At 62.9% G+C, this 9962-nt stretch carries 7 protein-coding genes; all 7 read left to right on the forward strand.

Features of this window, described 5'->3' with window-relative positions:
- The first annotated feature begins 172 nt into the window (after nucleotides 1–172).
- Nucleotides 173–1051: a 50S ribosomal protein L11 methyltransferase gene (prmA, locus tag NUV89_RS23980; protein ID WP_257783280.1), complete on the forward strand. Its 879-nt coding sequence runs from the start codon at nucleotides 173–175 to the stop codon at nucleotides 1049–1051.
- A gap of 30 nt (nucleotides 1052–1081) precedes the next feature.
- Nucleotides 1082–2323: a DUF3426 domain-containing protein gene (locus tag NUV89_RS23985; protein WP_257783281.1), complete on the forward strand. Its 1242-nt coding sequence runs from the start codon at nucleotides 1082–1084 to the stop codon at nucleotides 2321–2323.
- A gap of 185 nt (nucleotides 2324–2508) precedes the next feature.
- The gene (gene dusB, locus NUV89_RS23990) at nucleotides 2509–3522 is read left to right on the forward strand and encodes a tRNA dihydrouridine synthase DusB (protein ID WP_257783282.1); all 1014 of its coding nucleotides are present in this window, start codon (nucleotides 2509–2511) and stop codon (nucleotides 3520–3522) included.
- The gene (fis, locus tag NUV89_RS23995) at nucleotides 3519–3839 is read left to right on the forward strand and encodes a DNA-binding transcriptional regulator Fis (RefSeq protein WP_002555375.1); all 321 of its coding nucleotides are present in this window, start codon (nucleotides 3519–3521) and stop codon (nucleotides 3837–3839) included. Before dusB ends, fis begins: the two co-directional genes overlap by 4 nt.
- 82 nt (nucleotides 3840–3921) lie before the next feature.
- Nucleotides 3922–5529 carry a bifunctional phosphoribosylaminoimidazolecarboxamide formyltransferase/IMP cyclohydrolase gene (gene purH, locus NUV89_RS24000; protein ID WP_257783283.1) on the forward strand — a complete coding sequence of 536 codons (1608 nt, stop codon included), beginning with the start codon at nucleotides 3922–3924 and terminating at the stop codon, nucleotides 5527–5529.
- A gap of 166 nt (nucleotides 5530–5695) precedes the next feature.
- On the forward strand, nucleotides 5696–6988 hold the full coding sequence (gene purD, locus NUV89_RS24005) for a phosphoribosylamine--glycine ligase (RefSeq protein ID WP_257783284.1): 1293 nt from the start codon (nucleotides 5696–5698) through the stop codon (nucleotides 6986–6988).
- A gap of 106 nt (nucleotides 6989–7094) precedes the next feature.
- Nucleotides 7095–9866, forward strand: coding sequence for a hybrid sensor histidine kinase/response regulator (locus tag NUV89_RS24010; protein WP_257783285.1), 2772 nt, complete (start codon nucleotides 7095–7097; stop codon nucleotides 9864–9866).
- Nucleotides 9867–9962: the final 96 nt, after the last annotated feature.

Here is a 9962-nt window from a genome sequence, read left to right on the forward strand (position 1 = left end):
AGGTGTCAGTCAACACATTCATCACTGACCCACCGCATTCGCGAGCAAGCCCGCTCCCACATTTGATCGGCGTACACCCGCTGGATAGTCGTCTTCTGCCCGCCGCTCGCGTAAACTTGCGCCCTTTCGCGACCCACCCGTCGCACATTCAATTTTTTCAAAGGTGCCCGCCATGCCTTGGCTGCAAGTCCGTCTCGCCATCAGCCCAGAACAAGCCGAAACCTACGAAGACGCGTTCCTCGAAGTGGGCGCCGTGTCGGTGACCTTCATGGACGCCGAAGACCAGCCGATCTTCGAACCCGAGCTCAACACCACCCCGCTGTGGTCCCACACCCACTTGCTGGCCCTGTTCGAAGACGGCACCGATGCCGCCGCCGTCCTGGCCCATATGGAACTGCTCACCGGCGGCCCGCTGCCGGAGCATCACAGCGAAGTCATCGAAGACCAGGACTGGGAACGCAGCTGGATGGACAACTTCCAGCCCATGCGTTTCGGCCAGCGCCTGTGGATCGTGCCGAGCTGGCACGCAGCCCCTGAGCCAACTGCCGTGAACCTGCTGCTGGACCCGGGCCTGGCGTTCGGCACCGGCACCCACCCCACCACCGCGCTGTGCCTGGAATGGCTGGACGGCCAGGACCTGACCGACAGCAACGTGCTCGACTTCGGTTGCGGCTCGGGCATCCTGGCAATTGCCGCCCTGTTGCTGGGCGCCAAGGAAGCTGTCGGCACCGATATCGACGTGCAGGCCCTGGAAGCCTCCCGCGATAACGCCGGGCGCAACAACATTCCTGAAGGCAAATTCCCACTCTACCTGCCGCAAGACCTGCCGCAGGTGCAGGCCGATGTGCTGGTGGCCAATATCCTGGCTGGGCCGCTGGTTTCCCTGGCCCCGCAGCTGTCGAGCCTGGTCAAGCCGGGTGGCCGCCTGGCCCTGTCGGGCATCCTCGCCGAACAAGGTGAAGACGTGGCCGCCGCCTACGCCAAGGATTTCGACCTGGACCCGATCGCCAACCGTGATGGCTGGGTACGCATCAGCGGGCGTCGGCGCTAGAATGAGCGCTTGCCTGAATCGGATGGCCGCATGACCGACAGTTTCGTCACCCAGTGCCCACATTGCCAAGCGCGCTTTCGCGTCAACCACGCTCAACTGAGCGTGGCCCGCGGCGTGGTGCGCTGCGGCTCGTGCCTGCAAGTGTTCAACGCGGTGCGCCAGCTGCTGGAACAGCGCGCCAACGCCACGGCGGCGGAACCCGAGCTGCCGAGCAGCGTTGAACCGGCCCCCGAGGCACCCCGCGCCATCAGTCAGAAACAATGGACCGCCGAAGAGCTGGACCTCGACAACCTGGACCTGGACCAGGAACTGGCCAAGCTCGAACGCCGCGAGATTCAGCACACGCAACCGTTGGGCGCGGAACGTCGTCAGCCCGGCACCGACCGCCGCCAAAAGGACGAACCCCTCAGCGCCAGCCGCGACACCGTCAAGGCCGAGGAAGAAAAGTGGGCCGCCAGCCTGTTCAGCGAACCGCCGGCAGAACGCGTCGCTGCCGCCGAAGACGACGCCGAACCGACGAACGCACCTGCGACCCGGCAGCGCACCGAACCGTCCATGTCATTCCATACCGACGACCTGGACGACGAGCCGCCCCTGCGCTCGACGCCGGATGAAGACGACATCGACCCACCGTTCACGCCGCTGACCCATGCCGCAGAAGAATCGGAACCCGAAGAGCGCCCGGCCTCGCGCCGCAAGCGCCCCCGCGCGTCCACCAGCGTGCACGACGAAATGCTGCAGGACCTGGAAGACGACCCGCTGCACCTCTACGCGCAAAAACGCCCACAGGGCTGGGGCCGCCGCCTGATCTGGATCCTGCTGGTGTTGATCGCCGCCGCGGGCCTCGCCGGCCAATACATCGCCTATCAATTCGACGACCTGGCCCGCCAGGACGCCTATCGCCCGTGGTTCCAGCAACTGTGCCCGACCCTCGGCTGCACCGTGCCATCACGGGTCGACATCGCCCACATCAAGAGCAGCAACCTGGTGGTGCGCAGCCACCCGGAGTTCGCCGGCGCGCTGGTGGTCGATGCCATCATCTATAACCGCGCCACCTTCTCCCAGCCCTTCCCGCTGCTGGAGCTGCGGTTTGCCGACCTCAACGGCAGCCTGATCGCCAGTCGTCGCTTCAAGCCTGCCGAATACCTCAGCGGCGAGTTGGCCGGGGTCAGCGAAATGCCGTCGCAAACGCCGATCCACATCTCCCTGGACATCCTTGATCCAGGCAACAAAGCCGTGAATTACAGCCTGAGCTTCCACTCGCCCGAGTGAATCGGCTGACATACGAAGCCTTGACGGCGGTTTGTTGACTTTTCGCCGCGCAACCAAACCGGCGGCGATAAAGAAATAACTGTTCAGATTTTATCCAATTCAGCCTTTATCCAGTCATCGAGAGCGGGTATCATGCCAACCCTTTTTCGAACTCTAATGATCCGGCCCCACAACAGGGAAGTCCTATGTCGGCGGTACGCATCGGCCCATACACATTGCACAACGGCTTGATTCTCGCCCCGATGGCGGGCGTCACCGACCAGCCCTTTCGTCAGCTGTGCAAGCGGTTGGGCGCAGGTCTTGTAGTCTCGGAAATGGTCACCAGCGACATGAGCTTGTGGAACACCCGCAAATCGCGGATGCGCATGATCCACGAAGGTGATCCCGAGCCCCGCTCGGTACAGATCGCCGGGGGTGATGCGCAGATGCTGGCGGATGCGGCCCGGGCCAACGTGGAGTTGGGGGCGCAGATCATCGACATCAACATGGGCTGCCCGGCCAAGAAGGTCTGCAACAAGGCCGCCGGTTCCGCGCTGTTGAAAGATGAGCAGTTGGTTGCCGAGATCCTGCAGGCCGTCGTTGCCGCAGTGGATGTGCCGGTGACCCTGAAGATCCGTACCGGCTGGGACCGGGACAACAAGAACGGCCTGACGGTGGCGAAGATCGCCGAACAGGCAGGAATTACAGCGCTGGCGGTGCATGGCCGCACCCGCGCCGACCTTTACACCGGTGAAGCCGAGTACGACACCATTGCCGCGATCAAGCAGGCGGTGTCGATGCCGGTCTTTGCCAATGGCGACATCGACTCAGCCGAGAAAGCCCGGCGCGTGCTCAACGCTACCGGTGCCGATGGCTTGTTGATTGGCCGGGCTGCCCAGGGGCGGCCTTGGATTTTCCGTGAGATCGAGCATTTTCTGCGTACCGGCGAAGTGTTGCCGGCACCGGAGTTGATCGAGGTGGAACGTATTCTGCTAGAGCATCTGGCCGCCCTGCACGCTTTCTACGGAGACGTGATGGGAGTACGCATTGCTCGCAAGCATGTCGGCTGGTATCTCGCAACCCTGCCGGGCGCCAGGGAGTTTCGCGCCCACTTCAATCGTTTGGATGATACGGAAGCACAGTGCGCCAACGTTCGTGAGTTCTTCAGCGAGCGTTACAAGAGCCTGGGGACAGGGGACGGAGAGGGGGTGGCCGCATGACGATGATGACCGAGACTTTAGTGAGTGGAACAACACCCGTGAGCGACAACGTCAATTTGAAACAGCACCTGAACACGCCAAGCGAAGAAGGCCAGACCCTTCGCGGGAGTGTCGAGAAGGCGCTGCACAATTATTTCGCCCACCTTGAGGGCGCTTCCGTCACGGACGTGTACAACCTGGTGCTCTCCGAAGTCGAGGCGCCCTTGCTCGAAAGCGTGATGAACTACGTCAAGGGCAACCAGACCAAAGCCAGTGAGCTCTTGGGCCTCAACCGTGGCACCTTGCGCAAAAAGCTCAAGCAGTACGATTTGTTGTAAGCATTCAATCAAACCAGAAAGGCGCCCGCGTAAAAAACGGTCGCCTTTTTTGCTGACTCCTTTGCTTTTGATGGAAATTGAAATGACCGACCAGACTACCCGCCTGCCGATCCGCCGCGCCTTGATTAGCGTTTCCGACAAGACCGGCATCCTCGAATTTGCTCGGAGCTTGCAGCTCCTTGGCGTGGAAATCCTCTCCACGGGCGGGACCTTCAAACTGCTGCAGGACAACGGCGTGGCCGCAGTGGAAGTGGCGGACTACACCGGTTTCGCAGAAATGATGGACGGTCGGGTCAAGACCCTGCACCCGAAAATCCACGGCGGCATCCTCGGCCGTCGCGGCACCGACGACGCGATCATGGCCGAGCACGGCATCAAGCCGATCGACCTGGTGGCCGTTAACCTGTACCCGTTCGAAGCCACCATCAACAAGCCAGGCTGCGACCTGCCGACCGCTATCGAAAACATCGATATCGGCGGCCCGACCATGGTGCGTTCGGCAGCGAAGAACCACAAAGACGTGGCCATCGTGGTCAACGCCGGCGACTACGCCAACGTCCTGGAAAGCCTGAAAGCCGGCGGCCTGACCTACGCCCAGCGTTTCGACCTGATGCTCAAGGCATTCGAACACACCGCCGCCTACGACGGCATGATCGCCAACTACATGGGCACCGTTAACCAGGCGGCTGAAACCCTGTCCACCGAAGGCCGCAGCCAGTTCCCGCGCACCTTCAACAGCCAGTTCATCAAGGCCCAGGAAATGCGCTACGGCGAGAACCCGCACCAGAGCGCGGCGTTCTACGTGGAAGCCAAGCCCGCCGAAGTGGGCATCGCCACTGCGACCCAGCTGCAAGGCAAGGAACTGTCCTACAACAACGTGGCCGACACCGACGCCGCGCTGGAATGTGTGAAGAGCTTCGTCAAGCCGGCCTGTGTGATCGTCAAGCACGCCAACCCATGCGGCGTGGCTGTGAGCCCGGACGCTGAAGGCGGCATCCGCCAGGCGTACGAACTGGCCTACGCCACCGACACCGAATCCGCGTTTGGCGGCATCATCGCCTTCAACCGTGAGCTGGATGCCGAGACCGCCAAGGCGATCGTCGAGCGTCAGTTCGTGGAAGTCATCATCGCCCCAAGCGTCAGCGATGAGGCCCGCGCCATCGTGGCCGCCAAAGCCAACGTGCGCCTGCTGGCCTGCGGCGAGTGGTCGGCCGACCGCGCGGCGGCCTGGGACTACAAGCGCGTCAACGGTGGCCTGCTGGTACAAAGCCGCGACATCGGCATGATCGGCAGCGAAGACCTCAAGGTTGTGACCCAGCGCGCACCGACCGAGCAAGAGATCAACGACCTGATCTTCGCCTGGAAAGTGGCCAAGTACGTTAAATCCAACGCCATCGTCTACGCCAAGAACCGCCAGACCATCGGTGTCGGCGCGGGCCAGATGAGCCGCGTGAACTCGGCGCGTATCGCTGCGATCAAGGCTGAACATGCTGGTTTGCAGGTGGTGGGGTCGGTGATGGCGTCTGATGCGTTCTTCCCGTTCCGTGATGGTTTGGACAACGCGGCGAAAGCCGGTGTTACCGCCGTGATCCAACCGGGTGGTTCGATGCGTGATGCCGAGGTGATTGCTGCGGCTGATGAAGCCGGCATCGCCATGGTCTTCACCGGCATGCGCCACTTCCGCCACTGATCCAACTCGATAGAGATGTGAGAGCGGGCTTGTGTGGGAGCGGGCTTGCTCGCGAATGCGGTGTATCAGCTACATATCCTGCGACTGACACACTGCTTTCGCGAGCAAGCCCGCTCCCACATTTAAACGCGCTCCTGCAGCGCCTACAGAATTTGAGGTTTTTGAAATGAATGTTTTGATCATTGGCAGCGGTGGCCGTGAACACGCCCTGGCCTGGAAAGTTGCCCAGGACCCACGCGTCCAGAAAGTGTTCGTCGCCCCCGGCAACGCCGGCACCGCCATTGAAGCCAAGTGCGAAAACGTCGCTATCGACGTGCTGGCCCTTGAGCAGCTTGCGGACTTTGCTGAAAAGAATGTCTCCCTGACCATCGTCGGCCCGGAAGTGCCGCTGGTCGCCGGCGTCGTGGACCTGTTCCGCAGCCGTGGCCTGGACTGCTTCGGCCCGACCGCTGGCGCTGCCCAGCTGGAAGGCTCCAAGGCGTTCACCAAGGATTTCCTCGCGCGTCACAAGATCCCGACCGCCGACTACCAGAACTTCACCGAGATCGAGCCAGCCCTGGCTTACCTGCGTGAAAAAGGTGCGCCGATCGTAATCAAGGCCGATGGCCTGGCCGCCGGTAAAGGCGTGATCGTCGCCATGACCCTGCAAGAAGCCGAAGACGCCGTGCGCGACATGCTCGCCGGCAACGCCTTTGGTGAAGCCGGTTCGCGCGTGGTGATCGAGGAGTTCCTCGACGGCGAAGAAGCCAGCTTTATCGTGATGGTCGACGGCAAGAACGTCTTGCCGATGGCCACCAGCCAGGACCACAAACGCGTCGGCGACGGCGACAGCGGCCCGAACACCGGCGGCATGGGTGCTTACTCCCCTGCTCCAGTCGTTACCGCTGACGTGCACAAACGCGTCATGGACCTGGTGATCTGGCCCACCGTGCGTGGCATGGCCGACGAAGGCAACGTGTACACCGGTTTCCTCTACGCGGGCCTGATGATCGACAAGGCCGGCAACCCGAAGGTCATCGAGTTCAACTGCCGCTTCGGCGACCCGGAAACCCAACCAGTGATGCTGCGCCTGCAGTCGAGCCTGGTATTGCTGGTGGAAGCCGCCCTGGCCCAGGCCCTGGACAAGGTTGAAGCACAGTGGGACCCACGTCCGAGCGTCGGTATTGTGCTGGCCGCCGGCGGTTACCCGGCCGACTACGCCAAGGGTGATGTGATTGAAGGCCTGGACGCAGCTGCTACGCTGGAAGGCAAGGTGTTCCATGCGGGCACCGCGCTCAAGGATGGCCAGGTTGTAACCGCAGGTGGCCGCGTACTGTGCGCCACCGCGATGGGTGCCAGTGTGGACGCCGCGCAACAGCAGGCGTACAAGCTGGCCGCGAAGATCGACTGGAAAGGCTGTTTCTACCGCACCGACATCGGCTATCGCGCGATTGCCCGTGAACGTGGCGAGAACCAGTAAGTAGAGTAGCTATCCGTTCGGTTAGGCAAGGGCCCCTGGCCCTTGCCGTACACATGTCGCCCCGCGCATAGTTAACCCGTGCATCAACCTACGAAGGGATTTCGCCGTGCGCTGGCTCAGGATCGCCATAGGTTTCACAGTCAGTCTGCTGACACTGCTCTGCTTGTTCCCGGCCCAGGCTGCGGCACAAGGCAGTGGTTGGGCGGTATTGCTTGATGAACAGGCCGACCTGCAACTGAGCGACATCCGCTCCCCCCGCTACACCAATCAATTCAGCCCCATCGAACTCGACCGGATCACGGCCGCACAGCCGGACGGTGCGTTGTGGGTACGCTTCAAGCTGCAACCCGGCAGGCACGAACAAGTGCTGCGGGTGTTTGCCCCGGACCTGTCCCACCTGAGCCTCTACGTCCTGGACGGCGACACCCTGCTGGAACAACAGAGCACCGGCACGCGCCAGCCCCAGGCCGAGCGCCCGCTGCCCAGCAGCGACTTCATGCTGCCCATGCCCCAGAGCCAGAAACCCCTCGAGGTCTACCTGCGCCTGGTCTCCGAGCACGAACTGCGCCCCTACATCACCCTGGAACCGGCCGTCCTCGCCGCCGCCAACCAGACCCAGACGTTGATCTACGGCCTGCTGTTCGGCTGCCTGCTGATGCTGATCCTGCACAACCTCACGCGCTTCGCCTACCACCGCTCACGCAGCAGCCTGTGGCTGGCGGCATGCGAAGTGCTGTTGATGCTGAGCCTGGCGCTGCTGCTCAACGTGGTCGGGCCGTGGCTGCCCAACTGGCATGCGATCCAGACCCCAGGCGCCTACCTCGCCCTATTGCTGACGGCACCGTGCGGGCTGATGTTCGCCTATCGCTTCTTCATGCCCCTGGGCCCGCACCCGCTGAACAAGCTGCTGATGGCCGACATTCTGTTTATCGTGCTGTGCGGCCTGCTGCTGTTGTTCGTCAACACCCTGCCGCTGAACATCATCACCTACGCCCTGGTGGCCCTGGCCGGCCTGAGCATGCTGTTTGTCTCGGCCTATCACTGGCAGCAAGGCTACCGCCCGGCGCGCCTGTTCGTGGCCGCGATGGTGGTGTTCAACACCGGTACGCTGATTATCCTCCCCGCCCTGCTCGGCCTGACGCTGCTGGCGCCGCAAGGCTTGATCGTCACCCTGCTCGCCTTTATCTGCCTCAGCGGCCTGCTGATGAGCCTGGCCCTCGGCGAACGCCAGCGCGCCATCGTCGAGACCCGCTTCAGCCTCAGCCGCGACCTCGCCGCCAGCAACGCCGAAATCGCGGCCAAGGCCGAGTTCCTGGCAAAGATCAGCCACGAAATCCGCACCCCCATGAACGGCGTGCTGGGCATGACCGAATTGCTGCTGGGCACGCCGCTGTCGGTGAAACAGCGCGACTACGTGCAGACCATCCACAGCGCCGGCAACGAACTGCTCACGCTCATCAACGAAATCCTCGATATCTCCAAGCTCGAATCCGGGCAGATCGAACTGGATGACGTGCAGTTCGACCTCAACGCCTTGATCGAAGACTGCCTGAGCATCTTCCGCGCCAAGGCCGAGCAGCAGAACGTCGAGCTCATCAGCTTTATCCAGCCCCAGGTGCCACGCGTCATCAGTGGCGACCCGACCCGCCTGCGCCAGGCGCTGTTGAGCCTGCTGGAAAACGCCCTGCAAAAGACCGATGAAGGCGAAGTGCTGATCGTCGTTGCCCTGGACGAACGCAGCACCAAGCCACGCCTGCGCATTGCCGTGCAAGACAGCGGCCTGCCGATGGAAGCGGCCGAGCGGGACGCCCTCTTGCACAGCGAACTGCACAGCAAGAACTTCCTCTCGGCCACCCGCCTGAGCGGCCACCTGGGCTTGGTCATCGCCCGCCAACTGATCCTGTTGATGAATGGCGAATTCGGCATCAAGAGCGGCAGCCACCAGGGCAGCACCCTGTGGCTGACGTTGCCGCTGGACCCGGAACGCCTGGAACACCCGACCTCCGACCTCGACGGCCCGCTCAAGGATGCGCGCGTGCTGGTGGTGGACGACAACGACACCTGCCGCAAAGTGCTGGTGCAGCAATGCACCGCCTGGGGCCTGAACGTCAGCGCGGTGCCTTCCGGCAAAGAAGCCCTGGCGCTGCTGCGCACCAAGGCGCACCTGCGCGACTACTTCGACGTGGTGCTGCTGGACCAGAACATGCCCGGCATGACCGGCATGCAGCTGGCGGCGAAGATCAAGGAAGACCCGAGCCTGAACCACGACATCCTGTTGATTATGCTCACTGGCATCAGCAACGCGCCGAGCAAGATCATCGCGCGCAACTGCGGGATCAAGCGCATCCTCGCCAAGCCGGTGGCGGGCTACACCCTCAAGACCACCCTGGCCGACGAACTGACCCAACGCAGCAAGGGCAACACCCAACCCCGCCCGCTGCCCATCGCGCCCGCCGCGGTGACCGTCCCCGCCGACTTCCGCATCCTCGTGGCCGAAGACAACAGCATCTCCACCAAGGTCATCCGTGGCATGCTCGGCAAGCTCAACCTCAACCCGGACACCGCCAGCAATGGCGAAGAAGCGCTGGAAGCGATGAAAGCCCAGCGCTATGACCTGGTGTTGATGGACTGCGAAATGCCGATCCTCGACGGGTTCTCGGCGACCCAGCAACTGCGCGCGTGGGAAGTCAGCCACCAGCGCATTCGCACGCCGGTGGTGGCGCTTACCGCGCACATCCTCTCGGAACACAAGGAGCGTGCGCGCCAGGCCGGGATGGATGGGCATATGGCCAAGCCGGTGGAGTTGTCGCAGCTGCGGGAGCTGGTGGAATACTGGGTGGCGCAGCGCCAACAGCGCCCGGAACACGCCCCTTCCTGACCTGAAATGCAAACTCCCTGTGGGAGCTGGCTTGTGTGGGAGCGGGCTTGCTCGCGAAGACGGTGGATCAGTTAACGATGCATCGTCTGACACTCC

Origin of the sequence: Pseudomonas sp. 18.1.10, assembly GCF_024655625.1 — a bacterium.
GTDB lineage: Bacteria > Pseudomonadota > Gammaproteobacteria > Pseudomonadales > Pseudomonadaceae > Aquipseudomonas.

Bases quoted from the DNA above. Each gene is read 5' to 3' on its own strand.
- prmA (WP_257783280.1), top strand. From the start codon at position 173: ATGCCTTGGCTGCAAGTCCGTCTCGCCATCAGCCCAGAACAAGCCGAA.
- NUV89_RS23985 (WP_257783281.1), top strand. From the start codon at position 1,082: ATGACCGACAGTTTCGTCACCCAGTGCCCACATTGCCAAGCGCGCTTT.
- dusB (WP_257783282.1), top strand. From the start codon at position 2,509: ATGTCGGCGGTACGCATCGGCCCATACACATTGCACAACGGCTTGATT.
- fis (WP_002555375.1), top strand. From the start codon at position 3,519: ATGACGATGATGACCGAGACTTTAGTGAGTGGAACAACACCCGTGAGC.
- purH (WP_257783283.1), top strand. From the start codon at position 3,922: ATGACCGACCAGACTACCCGCCTGCCGATCCGCCGCGCCTTGATTAGC.
- purD (WP_257783284.1), top strand. From the start codon at position 5,696: ATGAATGTTTTGATCATTGGCAGCGGTGGCCGTGAACACGCCCTGGCC.